This is a genomic window from Vibrio sp. M260118 (genome assembly GCF_036533755.1).
GTDB lineage: Bacteria > Pseudomonadota > Gammaproteobacteria > Enterobacterales > Vibrionaceae > Vibrio.
Genome location: NZ_JATABG010000029.1, coordinates 1 through 18,376 on the forward strand (window position 1 = coordinate 1; position 18,376 = coordinate 18,376).

The following is an 18,376-nucleotide window of genomic DNA, read 5'->3' on the forward strand; positions in this document are numbered from 1 at the left end:
GATGGGAAGAGCTGTTTACTTGAAACCTATCAGACCACATTAATGTCATCTGATGGCGAGAGAATTGGTACTTTGACCATTAGCCATGATGTTACCGATTGGCATGATATGCAGAAGAACTTGCGCGATGAAATGGATAAGCGTAAAGATACCGAAGTTGCACTTGCGCAGCGAGATACCATTTTGCAAAACATTCTCGAGTCTAGCCCTGACTCGATCGGGATCTTTAATGAAAATATGGTTTACCAAGCGTGCAACCAGCCTTTTGTTGAAGCCTTGGGGATTTCTGATGTAGAGGATCTGATTGGTAAGCGTTTGCAAGATGTTATCCCAAATGAAGCCTATGAACGCCTGTCAGAAACTGACCAAAAAGTACTTTATGAAGGGAAATCTCTCCGATATATCGACCTAGTCACCAGTAGTCAAGGTCAATCTACTTGGTATGATGTGGTTAAGTCGCCGTTCACTGATCCCGCTTCAGGAACTAATGGCGTACTAGTGATGGCTCGGGATGTCTCTGAGCGCTATTTGGTCGAACAAAAACTCGAAGAGGCGAATCAAGAGCTGGAAAGGTTGAGTTTTATTGATGGTCTGACTCAGATATCCAACCGTCGTCGCTTTGACGAGCAACTCGAAACACTATGGTACTTGCACGTTCGTGAACAACAGCCTTTGACAGTGATGCTTTCTGATATCGATTACTTTAAAGGTTATAACGACCGATATGGGCACCTATGCGGGGATGAGGCGCTGATTAAGGTGGCACAAGCATTCCAAAATGTCCTGACGCGCTCCAGTGACTGTGTCGCTCGCTATGGTGGTGAAGAGTTCGGTTTTATTCTGCCTAACACCACCCTAGAAGGGGCCAATCTTGTTGCGGAGAAAATCCATTCCGAGGTGCGAAAACTTGCGATTGCGCATGACGCATCAGATGTGTCTAAGTATGTGACGGTCAGTATTGGACTGGTCTCTATTGTTCCGAGAAGATTAGACAATAGTGAGTCAATCGTTGCTTTGGCCGATAGTGCGCTTTACCAAGCCAAAGCCAATGGTCGCAATCAAACCTGTGTGCATCACACATCCGAAAATTAACCTTGCTGAGGCTGGGATTCTTTTCGCCGTGATAGGTGAAAACAGGTAGTATGGCCGTAGCCGTCGCTGCAAGTCCTTGTTTAGATAGCTGTTACCCAATTCTACTCTGCGGAGACCTCGATGAAGCCGATAAAAAACCTCGCTCAATACTATGTCGACCTACTGGTTAAACTAGGTATTCTCCGGTTTTCAATTCTACTCGCTCTTGCTTTAGTTGCGCTTGCGGTTGTGGTGCAAGTAGGCATTACGTTAGTTCTGAGTGGTTATGTTGATGACATTGATATCGTCCGTTCAGTATTTTTTGGTCTTCTCATCACTCCTTGGGCGGTCTATTTCTTATCGGTTGTTGTCGATCAGCTTGAAGAGTCTCGTCAAAGGCTTTCAAAGTTGGTTTCTAAGCTGAAAGACATGCGCTCTAGAGACCAGGAGTTGAATCAACAATTACAGCAGAATATCGCCAAGCTAAATTTAGAAATTGAAGAGCGGATCAAAGCAGAAGAAGCTCGTGAAGAGGCGATGAAAGATCTTGAAAATGAGGTTTACCAACGTGAAAAAACTCAGGTTGAGTTAGCGGAAAGAACCGCGCTGCTCCGTTCTTTTATTGATGCGTCACCAGACCTTATTTATTATCGTAACGCTGATGGTGTGTTCTCTGGTTGTAACCGAGCTATGGAAGAGCTAACCGGCAAAAAAGAGAGTGATTTGGTCGGGTTAACGCCGTGGGATGTATACAGCAAGGAAGTTGCGGAGCAGATAGTCGATACTGATGAGAAAGTCTTTTCAGACAACCAAGCGCTGACTTACGAACAGTGGCTGGAATACCCCGATGGACGCAGAAATTACTTTGAGCTGCGCAAAGTGCCTTTCTATAGCAAAGATGGTCGTCACTTAGGTTTGGTTGGTTTCGGCCGTGATATTACTGAACGTAAACGTCATGAAGAATCTTTAGAAAAGGCAAGTCGCGATAAGACAACCTTTATCTCTATAATTAGCCACGAATTACGCACGCCTCTTAACGGTATTGTTGGCTTAAGTCGAATGCTGCTTGATACACCTCTTTCAGAAGAGCAGCGTAACCATATGCAGACCATAAATGTTAGTGCGGTCACCTTAGGGAATATCTTTAACGACATTATCGATATGGATAAGTTTGATCGTCGTAAGCTCGAGCTGTTCCCATCTCCGCTGAATTTCGAAGAGTTTGTTGCCGAAATGGAGAGCCTATCTGCTTTGATGGCATCGCAAAAAGGTCTGCGCTTTGATCTAGAGCGCTTGAGCGAACTTCCAACAGCGATAGAGGTCGATGCCACTCGACTACGACAGGTACTATGGAACTTAATTAGTAACGCGATGAAGTTTACCAAAGAGGGTGGCGTTGTCATGACCGTGAGCTCAGAGGAAGATGACAAGTACGCCCATATCACGATGGAAGTCGAAGATAGTGGTATCGGCATTCCTGAATCGGAGCTCGAAAAAATCTTTGCCATGTACTATCAGGTTAAGTCGGGCAAAGACAATCTTCATGCGGTAGGTACAGGTATTGGTCTCGCAGTCTCCAAAGAGCTGATTAACATGATGGATGGTGATATTACCGTTTCTAGTGAAGAGGGATTTGGGAGTACGTTTACCGTGACGATTCGAGTTCCACTTGCTGAAAGTAGTGAGCCTCATGTTAAAAATGTTCGGGCAGCGCAAGAGCTGAACATTTTTATGGTTGAAGATATTGAGTTAAATATTACGGTAGCTCGCTCACTGCTAGAAAGCATGGGTCATGAAGTCTCTGTCGCTATGAACGGTGCCGAAGCGATGGAAATGTTTGACCCTGAACTCTACGATCTGGTTTTCCTCGACATTCAACTCCCTGATATGACCGGGTTTGATGTTGCTGAATACTTTAGACGTACTTACTCTGACTTACCTCCTTTAGTTGCGTTGACGGCCAATGTGCTTAAAAACAAACGCGAGTACCTTGAAAAGGGGATGGATGACGCGATCAGCAAGCCACTTTCTGTCACGGCCGTACAAGACGTATTGGCTAAGTTTAGTGAGCAGAAAGATACGCCAAAACCAGTAGAAGTGACTCAAGATGCTCCTGTAGTCGAAGGAGGGGAAATTTACTCTCGCTTGCTCGACCTTGATATGCTTGAATCGTACGTCGGTATAGTTGGGCCTCAGCCTGTTTTAGACAGTATCACTATGTTTGAAGAGATGATGCCAGACTATCTGCAAATTCTCGATTCCAACATGACCGCGAAGTATCAAGAGGGTATTGTTTCTGAAGCGCATAAAATTAAGGGTGCGGCTGGTTCAATCGGCTTGAAACATATCCAAAAGATTGCTCAGAAAGCTCAGTCTCCCGATCTACCTGCGTGGTGGGAAAATATTGATGATTGGGTTGAAGAGATGAAAAATGAATACAAAAATGATATTGATATACTTAGAGAATGGCTTGGAAAGCGATCACAAAAATAAAGGGTAAACATATGAACAAGCTTGTGTTGGTGTCTTTAGGTACTGCTTTGCTAGCTGGATGTGCGAACGATCCGATTATTGAATGGCAGCAGAGCAATCACGCCATCGTTGCGGAAGCGCAAGTGACCTTAAAAAGCAACCTTTGGCTAAATAAAATGCCAGCAATAGGTCAAGAACAAGATAATACGATTCATGGCGCACTATACCTTGAATCTGATGGCGTTCTCCCGGCTGAACTTGGTGTTGAGAGTGTGACTCTTCAGCAAGGGGAAGAGAGTTGGGAAGTTGATGCTGACCAGGTGGAGTTGCGTACGCACAATCCAGAACAGTGGGAAGTGGCATTTGCATGGCAATTCCCTATTGACCCTGAAAAAACGGTTAATGTTGCGCTTAAACTGGATAACAACGGCCAAGTCTCGTGGCTAATAGAGAAAGACGTTACGATAGACACAGTTTACTAATACTAAGCGACGTCTTTTCGATAGAGACCAAAAAGAAAAAGCTTGCCCGAAGGCAAGCTTTTTAACTTTTGACCAGCAATTACTTGCTTGCTGTTTTAAGACCAGCGTTGATATCCAGAATATCTTGTTCGCTTAGTGTACCTACCGCTTGACGCAGTTGCAGTACGCTCAAAATGTAGTCATAACGAGCATTTGACAGGTTTTTATTCGCATCGTACAGACGACGAGTCGAATCTAGAACGTCAACGATAGTACGTGTACCTACATCAAAACCTGCTTCTGTTGCTTCAAGAGCGGATTGAGCAGAAACAACCGTCTGTTCGTAAGCACGAAGAGCACCGATTGAAGCATTGATGTTATTGTTAAATGCGCGAACATCTTTCACTACACTGCGGTAAGTTGCTTCTAAGTCTTGGCTAGATGCAACATAGTTGAACTCTGCTTGTTTGGTCAGAGAGGTCGTGTTCCCACCTGTGTAAAGTGGCACATTCAGGTTCACGCCAATGTTAAAGTCGTTGGTGGTGCCATTTGCTGTATTACTTTGGTGCTTGTCAATATCAGCGTAGTTATAGCCACCATCTAGCGTGAGCTTTGGTAGGTGACCAGAGCTAGCGAGTGAGATTTCATCTTTAGCAATATCTTGTGCGATACGAGCAGAAAGCAGGCTCAAGTTCTTTTCTTGAGACTCTTTAACCAGCGCATCAATACCCGTTTGAGTTTTGCTCGCTGAGAAGCGGTCAGTATCGAGCACGTCTAGGTTAGAGTGCGCTTGCCCGGTGATTTCGCGAAGACCTTCATAACTGTTTACTAGGCTGTTTTGTGCTAGAACTTCATCAGCCAAGACGGAGTCGTACTGAGCTTGAGCGTCATGAACGTCAGTAATTGCAGATAGACCTACTTCAAAACGTTGTTTGGTTTGTTCGAGCTGACGACCAACTGCTGCTTTTTCTGCTTGAACAAATACTAGGTTGTCTTGAGCGCGTAGCACATCGAAGTAAGCTGTTGATACACGCAGAATAAGCGCTTGTTGAGCGGCGGCGTATGAAGCATCCGTTTGACGTGCGCGTTTTTCTGATTGCTCTAGCGTTACCCAGCTTGAACGTTGATAAAGCTCTTGTGAGAAGTTAATTCCAGCGGTCAGAGCATTCTTATCGTTCTTGCTCGTGATACCCGCGTCAGTATCGGTTTCACCACGAGTCAGGTTGTAGCCTGCTGTAAGATTGATTTGCGGTAGTAGTGCTGAACGGCTAGACGTCACTGACTCGAAAGCGGCATCGCGCTTTGCTGCTGCACTAAGTAGCTGTGGGTCGTTCTCTTTTGCCTGATTGTAGATTTCAGTCAGGGTATCAGCGAAAGCATTGATGCTCACACTGCCAAGTGCTGCACTGATAAATAGTGGAAGCAGTTTCTTCATGGTTGTCTTTCCTAGCAAATGCGAAATATTTTGATTTCCAAGAGTGTAACTCATTGATGGCGAATCACTCAAAAACTTTGCGAAGTTTTACACTTAATTATACAGTTGTGCAATAAAACAATTAATCAACTTAACTGAAATTATAAAAATTACATAAAAATTTGAGTCATATCTTGGAAGTTAAGCGTATGTCTGCGTAAACTGTAAGATTCACTCAGAGAGGTGCTAAATGCAACAGGCTGATAATAAACAACAGCAGTTTAACAATAAAGATGTGGTAATAATCTCAAAAGAAACACTGTTTCATGGTTTCTTTAAAATGGTTAGGTACTGCTTCAAACATAAACTGTTTGAAGGAGGATGGAGTGAGCCGATTGAGCGCGAAATGTTTGAACGAGGACATGCCGCTGCAATGTTGCCCTACGACCCTGCAACAGATCAGGTTGTGATTATCGAGCAAATACGTGTTGGCGCTCTAGAACACCATAGTCCGTGGCAAATGGAAATTGTCGCAGGAATGATAGATTCAGGTGAACACGCTGAAGATGTGGTTCGCCGAGAGGCGGTGGAAGAGGCCGGCATTAGTGTCGGTGAGTTAGAAAAGGTGACGTCGTACTATCCATCATCAGGAGGCTGTTCAGAACGGCTCGATGTGTATGTCGGTCAGGTCGATGCAGGTACAGCGCATGGCGTTCATGGTTTAGACTATGAAGGAGAGGATATTCGTGTTCACGTTATTTCCCGCCAACAAGCGTATCAATGGGTAGAAGAGGGTAAGTTTGAAAATGGTGCCTCTATCATAGCCTTACAGTGGCTGGAGCTTAACCATAAGAGACTACAGGAACAATGGAACAAGTCGTAACAAAGAAACCGTATCATGTTGATCTTGCTGATTTGATGCGGACATACGAAACAAATTACGCCAAGCTTAACGCTCTGTTGCCAAATCAGCCGAGTGTAGGTGATGTTCGTTGTTACCAAGCTGCTTACTTAACGTATCAAATTCAAGTGGTAGAAGTCACAAAGTACACAACTTTGGTCGATATTTGTCAAAGCGATGACGTTCCAGTATTTCCATTGCCGACAATGTCTGTCAGGCTTTACCACGACGCTCGTGTGGCAGAGGTCTCAAGTTGTGACCATCTTAAACGCGTTAACGCCCGGTATGAGTACCCAAATGATAAGATGCTCCAACAGGATGAAAAGGTTCAGCTTAACCGGTTTTTAGGTGATTGGCTTTCGTTTTGCTTAAAGCAGGGCATTAGTCGCACCCCGTTGAATATTTAGGTTTTTTGTTTTGAAAGTAACGTCAAGTTCATCAGATAGCGACAGTATTAAGCTACTTCAGATTACTGACACTCATTTATTTGAGCCAGTGGATGGCAGTTTGTTAAGTGTAAACACTTTAGACAGTTTTAAAGCTGTCGTTGCTGCGATCGTGGAAGAAAATCAGCCGTTCGATGCGATTATCTCTACTGGTGATATTTCCCAAGATCATACGGCAGAATCGTACCGTCAGTTTGCAGGTGGCATCGCCCCTTTAGAAAAAACATGTTTCTGGCTGCCAGGTAATCATGACTTTAAGCCCGCTATGGCTTCGGTATTGCCGTCAGAGCAGATTAAGCAGGTCGATCACGTGTTGCTTGGCGAGCATTGGCAAATTGTGCTGCTAGATTCACAAGTTGTCGGTGTTCCTCATGGTCGTTTAAGCGATGAGCAACTAGAGCTGCTTGAACAGAAGCTCTCTCAGCACTCAGATAGACACACACTGGTTCTGCTCCATCACCACCCACTGTTGGTAGGAAGCCGTTGGCTTGATCAACATACCCTAAAAGATGCCAATTATTTTTGGGATGTAGTCGCTAAACATAGTAACGTTAAGGCAGTTGTGTGTGGCCATGTCCATCAAGATATGAATGTTCTGCATCAGGGTGTGCGAGTTATGGCGACCCCTTCAACTTGCGTGCAGTTCAAGCCTAATAGCGATGACTTTGCGCTTGATACGCTGTCACCAGGTTGGCGTGAGTTAGAGCTACATAACGACGGCCGACTTACCACTGAGGTAAAACGCTTACCAACCGGAAGTTTTCAGCCTGACTTTAATTCTGCGGGTTACTAAATGAAGTCTTCACTACTGCTTTATATTCATGGTTTTAACAGCTCACCTCAATCACACAAAGCGAATGTAATGCAGGAGTATTGTCGAGCTGAACGACCAGATATTAAGTTAGTGATCCCACGATTACCGTGCTTCCCGCAGCAAGCGGCCCAACTGCTACTCGATACTGTTAACCAATACAAAGATGATTACAACATTGGTTTGGTTGGCAGCTCTCTCGGTGGCTATATGTCGATGTGGCTTAACGCTCAGTTTGGTTTTAGAGCCGTGGTAGTGAACCCTGCGATAAAACCTTATGAGTTGCTTATCGACTATTTGGGTGAGCAGGAAAATCCATATACCAAAGAGCGCTATGTGCTTGAAGAGAAGCATATTGAAGAGCTAAAAGCACTCGATACACCAGTTATTCGTCAACCAAGTGATTTTTGGTTGTTGCAACAAACTGAAGATGAAGTGCTTGATTACCGCCAGGCTGTGACACATTTTTCTGGTGCAAAACAGAGTGTTGAACAGGGTGGAGATCATAGCTTTGTCGACTTCGAACGTTACCCTAGCCAAATCATCGATTTCTTAAAACTCTAACCCTCATTGAGGGAAGAGTCATAATTTTGCTTGTTACTTAGTTATCTCGCTTGACATAATTCCGTCTGTTCCAGACTATGTCTCACCAGTACTTGTGTGGGTTTGACGCAATTTGATAGTTGCCACAAACGCGACTGCCATGTCATCGCTCTCTTTGTGAGTCAACGCCTTATACATCACCCTGCAAGTAACCTTTTTACTATTTATAACGATATTCCGTATTATGACTGAACAATATAATGCTGGGGCCATTGAGGTTCTTAATGGTTTGGAGCCAGTACGTCGCCGACCAGGGATGTATACGGATACAGCGCGCCCAAACCACTTGGGTCAAGAAGTCATCGATAACAGTGTCGATGAAGCGCTCGCCGGACATGCTTCAAAGGTTCAAGTAATTCTGCATGCCGATCAATCACTCGAAGTCATCGATGATGGTCGTGGTATGCCAGTAGATATCCACCCAGAAGAGAAAGTTTCTGGGGTGGAGCTTATTCTATGTAAGCTTCACGCTGGTGGTAAGTTCTCCAATAAAAACTATCAGTTCTCAGGTGGTTTGCACGGGGTAGGTATCTCGGTTGTAAACGCCCTGTCTAAGCGTGTTGAAGTCACGGTTCGTCGTGATGGACAAGTGTATGAAATAGCCTTTGAACACGGTGATAAAGTTTCAGACCTTACTGTGACAGGCACTTGTGGCCGTCGCAACAAAGGTACTAGCGTACACTTCTGGCCAGAAGCGAAATACTTCGACTCAGCGAACTTCTCGGTCACCCGCTTAGTTAATAACCTACGCGCTAAAGCAGTGCTTTGCCCAGGTCTAGAAATTACCTTTACTGATAAAGTAAATGGTAATGACTACAAGTGGTTGTATGAAGACGGCTTAAAAGACTACCTAGCGGAAGGCGTAAAAGGCTATACTGTACTACCTGAAGAGCCGTTTACTGGTGAGTTCTCTGCTGAAACAGAGGCCGCTAACTGGGCGGTAATTTGGCAGCCTGAAGGCGGTGAGATGATCACCGAGAGCTATGTTAACTTGATCCCAACCGCTCAAGGCGGTACCCACGTTAATGGTCTGCGCCAAGGTCTGCTTGATGCGATGCGTGAGTTCTGTGAATTCCGCAACTTGCTTCCTCGTGGCGTGAAGCTGACGGGTGATGACGTCTTTGACCGCTGTTCATACGTGTTATCAGTTAAGATGCAAGATCCTCAGTTTGCGGGTCAAACTAAAGAGCGTCTATCGTCGCGTCAGACTGCTGCTTTTGTCTCTGGCGTGGTTAAAGATGCCTTCAGCCTATGGCTAAATGAAAAACCTCAATTGGCCGAGTTGCTAGCGGAAGTTTGTATCGCCAATGCTCACCGCCGTATGCGGGCAAGTAAGAAGGTGGTACGTAAGAAGGTTGCTTCAGGCCCAGCGCTACCAGGTAAGCTAACTGACTGTTCCGTACAAGATTTAAATCGCACTGAAATCTTCTTTGTAGAGGGTGACTCGGCGGGTGGTTCTGCTAAGCAAGCTCGCGACCGTGAGTTCCAAGCAGTAATGCCACTTCGTGGTAAGATTCTTAATACTTGGGAGGTGTCTCCTGATCAAGTTCTTGCCTCTCAAGAAGTTCACGATATTTCAGTGGCGCTAGGTATTGATCCTGATAGCGAGAATCTAGAAGGTCTTCGTTACGGTAAGATCTGTATCCTTGCCGATGCGGACTCGGATGGTCTGCATATCGCTACCCTTCTTTGTGCTCTGTTTACCCGCCATTTCCGCTCATTGGTTGAAGCGGGTCATATCTATGTTGCTATGCCTCCTCTCTATCGCATTGACTGTGGTAAAGAGGTTTTCTATGCCCTAGATGATGATGAGAAAGAGGGCATTCTTGAGCGTCTTTCTAAGAAGAAAGCGAAGATCAACGTGCAACGATTCAAAGGTCTGGGTGAGATGAACCCACTTCAGCTGCGTGAAACTACGATGGATCCAAATACCCGTCGTCTGGTTCAGCTGACCATTGATGATAGCCAAGCCACCATGGAAATGATGGATATGCTGCTTGGTAAAAAGCGCGCTGATGACCGCCGCTCATGGCTACAAAACAACGGCGATATGGCAGAGGTTTAACGGATGTCTACTGAAATTACTTACGATGGCGTTGAACAGTTGCCAATGCGCAAGTTCACCGAAGACGCTTATCTAAACTATTCGATGTACGTAATTATGGATCGCGCATTGCCATACATTGGCGATGGTTTAAAACCGGTTCAACGACGTATCATCTACGCAATGTCGGAGCTTGGTCTTTCGGCTGCTGCAAAATATAAAAAATCTGCACGTACCGTTGGTGATGTGTTAGGTAAATACCACCCACATGGTGACTTAGCTTGTTACGAAGCCATGGTGTTGATGGCTCAGCCATTCTCGTACCGTTATCCGCTCGTTGATGGTCAAGGTAACTGGGGTGCTCCCGATGACCCGAAATCCTTCGCGGCAATGCGTTATACCGAAGCTAAACTGTCTAAGTTTGCTGAAGTTCTGCTAGGTGAACTAGGGCAGGGGACTGTTGAGTGGCAGCCTAACTTTGATGGTACGATGAAAGAGCCACAAATGTTGCCTTCACGCCTGCCACACATTCTACTTAACGGTGTAACAGGTATTGCGGTTGGTATGGCAACGGACATACCACCACATAACGTGCGTGAAGTTGCCGAAGCAACCATCCATCTAATCGACAATCCAAAGTCTGAATTAGACGATGTGATGAACTTTGTTAAGGGGCCAGACTACCCGACTGAAGCTGAGATCATCTCCCCGAAAGCAGATTTAGAGAAAATTTATCGTACCGGTCGCGGTAGCATCAAGATGCGCGCGGTGTGGCACAAAGAGGGGACAGACATTGTTATCACGTCTCTACCTCATCAAGTGTCTGGAGCGAAACTACTTGAGCAAATCGCCAACCAAATGCGCGCGAAAAAGCTACCTATGGTTGATGACTTGCGTGATGAGTCAGATCACGAGAACCCAACCCGTATTGTCGTTGTGCCTCGCTCGAACCGAGTCGATTGCGATCAACTGATGAACCACCTGTTTGCTTCGACTGATCTTGAAAAGAACTTCCGCGTTAACCTGAACATGATCGGTTTGGATAACCGTCCTCAGGTTAAAGGCCTAGTACAGATTCTATCGGAGTGGATTGAGTTCCGCCGTGCGACAGTGCGTCGTCGCTTACAACACCGTTTAGACAAAGTACTTGCGCGTTTGCACATTTTAGAAGGTTTGTTGGTTGCCTACCTTAACCTTGACGAAGTGATTGAGATTATCCGTACTGAAGACGATCCTAAAGCTGTGCTTATGGAGCGCTTTGGTATTACCGAGATTCAAGCGGATGCGATTCTAGATACCAAACTTCGCCACTTAGCGAAGTTGGAAGAGATGAAGATTCGTGGTGAACAAGACGAACTAGAAAAAGAGCGTGAGAAGCTAGAACAGCTACTAGGCTCTGAGCGTCGTCTAAACACGCTACTGAAGAAAGAGATCAAAGCGGACGCTGAGAAGTTCGGTGATGATCGTCGCTCACCTATGGTTGAACGAGCTGAAGCGAAAGCGTTAACAGAACGCGATCTTGTGCCAAGTGAACCTATTACTGTCGTTCTGTCTGAGAAGGGCTGGATTCGTCATGCTAAAGGCCATGATGTTGATGCTGAAGGTCTGAACTATAAGTCGGGTGATACTTACCTTGCTCATGCGCGTGGAAAGAGTAACCAGCAAGCGGTATTCCTTGGCAGCGATGGTCGAAGCTACTCGTTAGAGTCGCACTCTTTGCCGTCTGCTCGTAGTCAAGGTGAACCGATCACCGGTCGCTTGAATATCAGCGCAGGGACGAGTATTCGTCATGTTGTTATGGGTGAAGAGGAGCAGCTTTGGTTAGTGGGTTCTGATGCCGGATACGGTTTTGTTTGTAAAGGCAGTGACCTATTGTCGAAAAACCGCAGCGGTAAAGCGCTAGTAACCTTGCCACAGAATTCTGAAGTGCTTTCTCCACAAACGGTGGGCAATTTAGATGCGGATGAAATCTTAGCGATTACTAACCAAGGGCGTATGTTGCTGTTCCCGATTAAGGATCTTCCGCAGCTCGGAAAAGGTAAAGGTAATAAGATCATCAACATTCCAGCGGCGAAAGCAAAAGAGCGTGAAGAGTTGGTTTCTCATCTAATTGCTCTGCCTCAAGGAAGTTCAGTGACTCTCTATGCGGGTAAACGTAAGCTTGGCCTTAAGCCTACCGATCTAGATAACTTCCGTGGAGAGCGTGGTCGTCGCGGCAGTTTGCTGCCTAGAGGTCTCCAGCGCGTAACACGCATTGAAGTTGAGTCAGGTACCTCACCAGAGCATGAGCTAGAAAGTGAAGCCTCTGAATAATCCTATTTAGATGTTATAGCGCTATACATAACAAAAACCCATGCACAGGCATGGGTTTTTATTTATTGTGAACTTTCTAGTACGTGTTATTCGCGAGTGTCTTCTTCGATTGTTACCTGAAGTATTTCTTCTTTCCCTTTACGTAGGACCAATACATCAACAGTTGTTCCCGGCCTAAGTTCAGTAACAATATCCATCACGCTTTGGCGGCCATTAATTTTTTGTCCATCAATCTTGAGAATAATATCTTGGGTTTCAAAGCCGGCATTCGCTGCTGGTCCGTTGGGATCAATACCCAATACGACGATGCCACCAAGGTGCTCATTCCCCAGTAGCCGAGATGTCACAGAATTAATGTCTTGGCCATCGATACCGATATAGCCCCGGATTACGCGACCATCAGCAATGATTTTCTGCATGATCTTATTGGCCAGCGAGTAGGGAATAGCAAAAGAGATACCGTAAGTCTCTAGCTCGGTCGCTTGCTGGAATGAAGCAGTGTTGATGCCTACAAGTTCGCCGCGAGTATTGACCAGTGCACCGCCTGAGTTACCTTCATTGATAGCCGCGTCGGTCTGAATAAAGGCTTGGTGGCCATCGGCGCTGATCGAAGAGCGACCTGTCGCTGAGATAATACCGAATGTAGTGGTTTGTCCAAGGTTATATGGGTTACCTATCGCCAGGACAATATCGCCGACCTTAGGTGCGTAGTCGGGGTTAAGAGGGATTACAGGTAAGTTATCTCCTTCAACACTAAGAATAGCGATATCTGTTCGGCGATCTTTACCGACCAATTGCGCCGCGGCAACTCGACCATCTTGCAGGGCAACAATGATCTGATCTGCTTGGGCGACCACATGATAGTTGGTGATGATGTAGCCTTTCTCACTGACGATAACCCCCGAGCCCAACCCTTGGGTCAGGAGCTTAGAACGATCATTTTCGAGGTACTTTCGGCTGTAGATATTCACAACTGCAGGCGCTGCCTTACGTACAGCATTATTGAAGGACACTGGAGACTCGAATGAATCTGACGTCTCTAACTTAATTACCTGAGGGACGATATTAGATCGAAGAGACGGTACAGCGATTAATAGTAGAGCAGCAGTTGCTAAGCCTAAGCCAATAGAACGCAACATAAATTGCAGCATGCTTCCCTCATAATGGTCGAAAATGAAATAAGTTGGTGAAGAATAGCACTAGATGAGAAAATAATAAAAGGACAGAGGGAAATCCCGCTGTCCTTTCAAAGCGATATCGCGTTTTGTTGAGTTAGATTCTAGCGAATGACGAGGTAAATCGTGAGTTCGCCGCGCTGAATATTAAGAGCGAGTACGCTTGGCTGCTTCTCGACGATTTTTCTAAACTCAGCAAGATTCTTCACTCGTTGGCGATTGACTCCAATGATGATGTCATCTTTCTGTAGCTGATAGGCTTCTGCGCTTGAGCCTTTCTCTACAGAGGTGACTTTCACCCCTTGAACCTTATCGCTCGAGTTAGTGTTGGTGAGTTCAGCGCCGGCTAAGCCTTCGTGTAACTTATCTGCCGTGGTTTTAACGTCTGTTTGCTCGCCAAGGGTGACATCAAATGAGCGCTTTTTACCGTCACGTACGATGCCGAGTTCAACCTCTTTACCCGCACCAAAGGTTGCGACTTTGGCCCGCAATTCACTGAACGAGTTGATTGCTTTGCCGTTAACTGAAACGATCACGTCTCCAGCCTCTAGGCCAGCTTTATCTGCTGCACTGTCCGGAACCACCTGGCTGACAAATGCCCCTTTACTCGATTCATAACCTAATGCTTCAGCGAGTTCAGAGGTAATCTCGCCACCTTGAACACCTAACATCCCACGTTTTACTTCACCGAACTCAAGGATTTGAGTGGTTAGGTTGGTCATCATGTTGGATGGAATTGCAAAACCAATGCCCACGTTGCCACCATTCGGACCTAAGATTGCAGTGTTGATACCAATAAGCTCACCATTAAGATTAACTAGAGCACCACCGGAGTTACCGCTGTTTATCGCCGCATCGGTTTGGATAAAATTCTCGAAGTTTTCGATGTTCAAACCACTACGTCCTAAAGCAGAAACAATACCTGACGTTACGGTTTGCCCTAGACCAAACGGGTTACCAATTGCCACGGTGAAATCGCCGACACGAAGTTTGTCAGAGTCAGCAATTTTGATTTGGGTAAGATTTTTGGCTTCTTCCAGCTTGAGAAGGGCGACATCTGACATTTGGTCGCCACCGACCAATTCCGCATCATATTCTCGACCGTCACGTAGCTTAACGCGGATTTTTTCAGCGCCGTTGATGACGTGGTAATTGGTGACGACATGGCCTTTCTTTGCGTCAATGATGACGCCGGAACCAAGCCCTCTAAATGGTCTTTCTTGTAATTGCTCGGTTGGGAAGTCTGGTCCAAAAAAGAAGCGGAACTGATCTGGAATTTGCTGTCTGGATACTTGTGTGCCTTCAACTGAGATACTGACTACGGCAGGGGTCACTTTCTCAAGCATTGGAGCTAGGCTGGGTAATTGTTCGCCATCAACCGCAAAAGGAAGTGCAGCAGTAGCCTGCATCGGTATGATGATTGAACTTAGGCTTAGAGATAATACGGTTAATGCAAGCAAAGGTTTTTTCATCGGTTACTCCTAGTAGATTAAGGACCTTACTCTGAGATTTGTACGAAAAATCAGATTTCAAGGGTCACTTGTAGGAGTTATGACTCAAAAACCTTTGCAAAGTTCATCAAAGATAGATTTCGATTATGACGCTTTAGCAGACACTACATCTTGCGAGTCGAGGATCTCTTTCTTCTGTTCTTTGAGTAGACCGGTCGCTCCTGACGCGTAATCTTTCGGAGCTTCGTTTAGAGCTTGCGTATGGTTTTTAGGGGTGTCCAACGGTGCTTCTTCAGACTGTTGAACCACTTTTGCTACGAATGGGTTATCTTGCTCTGGTATGTTAGGCAAGAGCTCTGAAGAGGTCTTAGCCATATGTTGATATAGCTTAGTGTACTCTTTCCCAACTGAATCCAACATTTCCGCTGTTTGTGCAAAATGATCAGTAAGATCTTGTTTTTGCTGTTCTAATTCAAACTTAGCGCTGTCGAGATCTTTTTGAATATTCTTCTGCTTTTTGTATCCTGGTGTCGTTAATCGGCAGACTAGGGCACCCAAAACCATTCCAATAAGCAAGCCTACAAGGGCATAAATCCACGGCATAATTGCTCCTTATCGTTGTTATTTAACATGTTTTTTACTGATTGATTACACATGTTCAAAACACATGGTACTATGAGAACTTAAGCCGATAAAGAAAAATGCATGTGCTCTACATAGCAGTTTGACAGTCTTCCAGAGCAGGTACGCAAGCTATGACGCCACTAGAAATCTACAATAACGATATAAAACAACATGGTTTTCAAAAAGATGCAGCCCAGCTTAAAGCCGTGACTGCACTCGACACTCTCTACCACCAGTTCATTGAATATTTAAATACACCAGTTGAAAAGCCAACGGGGTGGAAAACTTGGTTTGGTAAGAAACAGCCAGAACCACCCCAAGCGCCAAAAGGGCTCTATTTTTGGGGAGGCGTGGGACGCGGTAAAACCTATCTGGTTGATACCTTTTTTGACGCTTTACCATCGGACAAAAAGATGCGCGTCCATTTTCACCGCTTTATGTACCGTGTGCATGATGAACTGAATGCACTTGGAGATGTGAATGACCCACTTGAGTTGGTGGCGGATAAGTTTAAATCTGAAGCTGAAATAATCTGTTTCGATGAGTTTTTTGTGTCTGACATTACTGATGCGATGATTCTTGGCACACTGTTCCAAGCGCTGTTCAAGCGTGGGGTTATCTTAGTGGCTACTTCCAATATTACGCCTGAGGATTTGTATCGCAATGGGCTGCAACGTGTTCGTTTCTTACCTGCGATTAAACTTATTCAAGAGAATTGCTTGATCTTAAACGTCGACAGTGGCATCGACTATCGATTACGTACCTTAGAGCAAGCGGAAATCTATCACTCTCCACTTGATGAGCAGGCTGACAAGAACCTCCGTCACTACTATGAACAGCTAGTGGGGGAAGGTAAAAAAGGCGTGCAGAGTATCGAGATTAATCATCGCGACATTGAAGTGATTCAAGCATCTGAAGATGTATTACATGCCAGTTTTGAGCAGTTGTGTCAGTCGGCACGTAGTCAAAATGACTATATTGAGATGTCGCGAATATACCACACTGTGCTTTTGGCCGATGTTAAGCAGATGGATAGAGCAATCGACGATGCAGCAAGACGATTTATAGCACTGGTGGATGAGTTCTATGAGCGTAATGTCAAATTAATTATCTCTGCACAAGTACCTTTAGCAGAGCTTTATAGTGGAGGGCAGCTTGAATTTGAATTTAAACGCTGTCAGTCCCGTTTGATTGAAATGCAAAGTCATGATTACTTGGCGAAAGAGCATTTGGCGTAGCTGGATCGAGCTAACTTTGTCCAATTGAAAAAAAAACCAATTTTCACACGAAAAAAGGTGATTTTTTCAACTGACTTCTCTATAATCCTGCGACCCACCGTTACTGCAGACCTTATTATCGAAGGTATTTCGACATAACGGGTCGAGAGTGCCAATCACTCGAAGGGGTGTTAACTGGACTCTTAGTCAGTGGGAGCGAAAGCTCCTTAAGTGTAAATTTAATTATTGAACGGGTTATTATTAGCATGAAAACTTTCGTTGCTAAACCAGAAACTGTAAAACGCGACTGGTACGTTGTAGACGCTGAAGGTAAAACTCTTGGCCGTCTAGCAAGTGAAATTGCATCTCGCCTACGTGGCAAACACAAAGCTGAATACACTCCTCACTGTGACACTGGTGATTACATCATCGTTGTTAACGCGGAGAAAGTTACTGTAACTGGTAACAAGGCTAAAGGTAAGATTTACTACCGTCACACTGAATTCCCTGGCGGCCTAAAATCAATCAGCTTCGAGAAGCTAATTGATCGCAAGCCAGAGATGGCTCTTGAGCTAGCAGTTAAAGGTATGCTACCACGTGGTCCTCTTGGCCGTGCTATGTACCGTAAGCTGAAAGTTTACGCTGGCGCTGAGCACAACCATGTTGCTCAACAACCTCAAGTACTAGACATCTAATCGGGGATTTCGAAAATGGCAGATAATCAATACTACGGTACTGGCCGTCGCAAAAGCTCAGCTGCACGTGTTTTTGTTAAACCAGGCAGCGGCAACATCGTAATCAACAAGCGTAGCCTTGATGAGTACTTCGGTCGTCCAACTTCTCGCATGGTTGTTAAACAGCCTCTAGAGTTAGTTGAACTAACTGAGAAACTAGACCTATACGTTACTGTTAAAGGTGGTGGTATTTCTGGTCAAGCAGGTGCTATCCGTCACGGTATCACTCGCGCTCTAATGGAATACGATGAGTCTCTACGTCCTACTCTACGTGCTGCGGGTTACGTTACTCGTGACGCTCGTTGCGTTGAACGTAAGAAAGTTGGTCTACGTAAAGCACGTCGTCGTCCACAGTTCTCTAAGCGTTAATCTTTTTTCGAAAAGATTCGCTTCCAATGTTTACATTGGAACGTGGAACCAAAAGCCTGGCTCTTGCCAGGCTTTTTTGTATTTGGAATTCTGAAAACTCCTTTTCTAGCGTCACTTATCATTTGATTTATGTTACTTCCTCCTCTTTTGTGACCTCACTGGCGATTCCCTTCACAAATGTTACAAAAAGGTAGCTTTATCTTGTCAAAAAGTAGGGTTTTATTTATCATTTGCCATCAAATAAATACAACTAAATTCGTATTTTGTTAG

At 45.2% G+C, this 18,376-nt stretch carries 16 protein-coding genes; 12 read left to right on the plus strand and 4 right to left on the minus strand.

The window, feature by feature from the left end:
* The 3 genes from QTO00_RS03635 to QTO00_RS03645 form a co-directional block, all read left to right on the plus strand.
* The coding region (locus tag QTO00_RS03635) for a GGDEF domain-containing protein (protein ID WP_331423023.1) at positions 1 to 1,092 on the plus strand (1,092 nt) is incomplete at its 5' end.
* A gap of 120 nt (positions 1,093 to 1,212) precedes the next feature.
* The gene (arcB, locus tag QTO00_RS03640) at positions 1,213 to 3,564 is read left to right on the plus strand and encodes an aerobic respiration two-component sensor histidine kinase ArcB (protein WP_331423025.1); all 2,352 of its coding nucleotides are present in this window, start codon (positions 1,213 to 1,215) and stop codon (positions 3,562 to 3,564) included.
* Positions 3,565 to 3,575: 11 nt separating this feature from the next.
* A complete protein-coding gene (locus tag QTO00_RS03645; RefSeq protein ID WP_331423027.1) occupies positions 3,576 to 4,025 on the plus strand; it encodes a hypothetical protein in 450 nt (149 codons plus the stop codon).
* 79 nt (positions 4,026 to 4,104) lie between these two features.
* On the opposite strand, the gene tolC is transcribed toward QTO00_RS03645, so the two are convergent.
* Entirely contained in the window at positions 4,105 to 5,439 is a 1,335-nt protein-coding gene (tolC, locus tag QTO00_RS03650; RefSeq protein ID WP_331423028.1) for an outer membrane channel protein TolC, read from the minus strand.
* Positions 5,440 to 5,668: 229 nt separating this feature from the next.
* Here tolC and nudF point away from each other — a divergent pair, with 229 nt between their 5' ends.
* The 6 genes from nudF to parC all read left to right on the plus strand — a co-directional run bounded on the left by nudF (position 5,669) and on the right by parC (position 12,536).
* A complete protein-coding gene (nudF, locus tag QTO00_RS03655; RefSeq protein ID WP_331423029.1) occupies positions 5,669 to 6,301 on the plus strand; it encodes an ADP-ribose diphosphatase in 633 nt (210 codons plus the stop codon).
* Positions 6,286 to 6,726, plus strand: a complete 441-nt coding sequence (locus QTO00_RS03660; RefSeq protein WP_331423030.1) for a DUF1249 family protein — start codon at positions 6,286 to 6,288, stop codon at positions 6,724 to 6,726. The genes nudF and QTO00_RS03660 overlap by 16 nt, the downstream gene beginning before the upstream one ends.
* A 10-nt stretch (positions 6,727 to 6,736) precedes the next feature.
* Positions 6,737 to 7,558 (plus strand): 3',5'-cyclic-AMP phosphodiesterase, encoded by an 822-nt coding sequence (gene cpdA / locus QTO00_RS03665; protein ID WP_331423031.1) that lies wholly within the window; start codon positions 6,737 to 6,739, stop codon positions 7,556 to 7,558.
* A complete protein-coding gene (gene yqiA, locus QTO00_RS03670; RefSeq protein WP_331423032.1) occupies positions 7,559 to 8,140 on the plus strand; it encodes an esterase YqiA in 582 nt (193 codons plus the stop codon). It begins immediately after the preceding gene.
* 223 nt (positions 8,141 to 8,363) lie between these two features.
* Positions 8,364 to 10,244: a DNA topoisomerase IV subunit B gene (gene parE / locus QTO00_RS03675; RefSeq protein WP_331423033.1), complete on the plus strand. Its 1,881-nt coding sequence runs from the start codon at positions 8,364 to 8,366 to the stop codon at positions 10,242 to 10,244.
* A 3-nt stretch (positions 10,245 to 10,247) separates the two neighbouring features.
* Positions 10,248 to 12,536, plus strand: coding sequence for a DNA topoisomerase IV subunit A (gene parC / locus QTO00_RS03680; protein ID WP_331423034.1), 2,289 nt, complete (start codon positions 10,248 to 10,250; stop codon positions 12,534 to 12,536).
* A gap of 86 nt (positions 12,537 to 12,622) precedes the next feature.
* Here parC and degS read toward each other — a convergent pair whose 3' ends face one another.
* The 3 genes from degS to zapG all read right to left on the minus strand — a co-directional run bounded on the left by degS (position 12,623) and on the right by zapG (position 15,765).
* The gene (degS, locus tag QTO00_RS03685) at positions 12,623 to 13,687 is read right to left on the minus strand and encodes an outer membrane-stress sensor serine endopeptidase DegS (protein ID WP_331423035.1); all 1,065 of its coding nucleotides are present in this window, start codon (positions 13,685 to 13,687) and stop codon (positions 12,623 to 12,625) included.
* 128 nt (positions 13,688 to 13,815) lie between these two features.
* Positions 13,816 to 15,183 (minus strand): Do family serine endopeptidase, encoded by a 1,368-nt coding sequence (locus QTO00_RS03690; RefSeq protein WP_331423036.1) that lies wholly within the window; start codon positions 15,181 to 15,183, stop codon positions 13,816 to 13,818.
* Positions 15,184 to 15,306: 123 nt separating this feature from the next.
* Entirely contained in the window at positions 15,307 to 15,765 is a 459-nt protein-coding gene (gene zapG, locus QTO00_RS03695) for a Z-ring associated protein ZapG (RefSeq protein ID WP_331423037.1), read from the minus strand.
* Positions 15,766 to 15,917: 152 nt separating this feature from the next.
* On the opposite strand from zapG, the gene zapE reads away from it, so the two are divergent.
* From zapE to rpsI, 3 genes are all read left to right on the plus strand, one after another.
* The gene (gene zapE / locus QTO00_RS03700; protein ID WP_331423038.1) at positions 15,918 to 17,024 is read left to right on the plus strand and encodes a cell division protein ZapE; all 1,107 of its coding nucleotides are present in this window, start codon (positions 15,918 to 15,920) and stop codon (positions 17,022 to 17,024) included.
* A gap of 245 nt (positions 17,025 to 17,269) precedes the next feature.
* Positions 17,270 to 17,698, plus strand: a complete 429-nt coding sequence (gene rplM, locus QTO00_RS03705) for a 50S ribosomal protein L13 (protein ID WP_004744972.1) — start codon at positions 17,270 to 17,272, stop codon at positions 17,696 to 17,698.
* 15 nt (positions 17,699 to 17,713) lie between these two features.
* The gene (gene rpsI / locus QTO00_RS03710; RefSeq protein WP_004415472.1) at positions 17,714 to 18,106 is read left to right on the plus strand and encodes a 30S ribosomal protein S9; all 393 of its coding nucleotides are present in this window, start codon (positions 17,714 to 17,716) and stop codon (positions 18,104 to 18,106) included.
* The last annotated feature ends 270 nt before the right edge of the window (positions 18,107 to 18,376 follow it).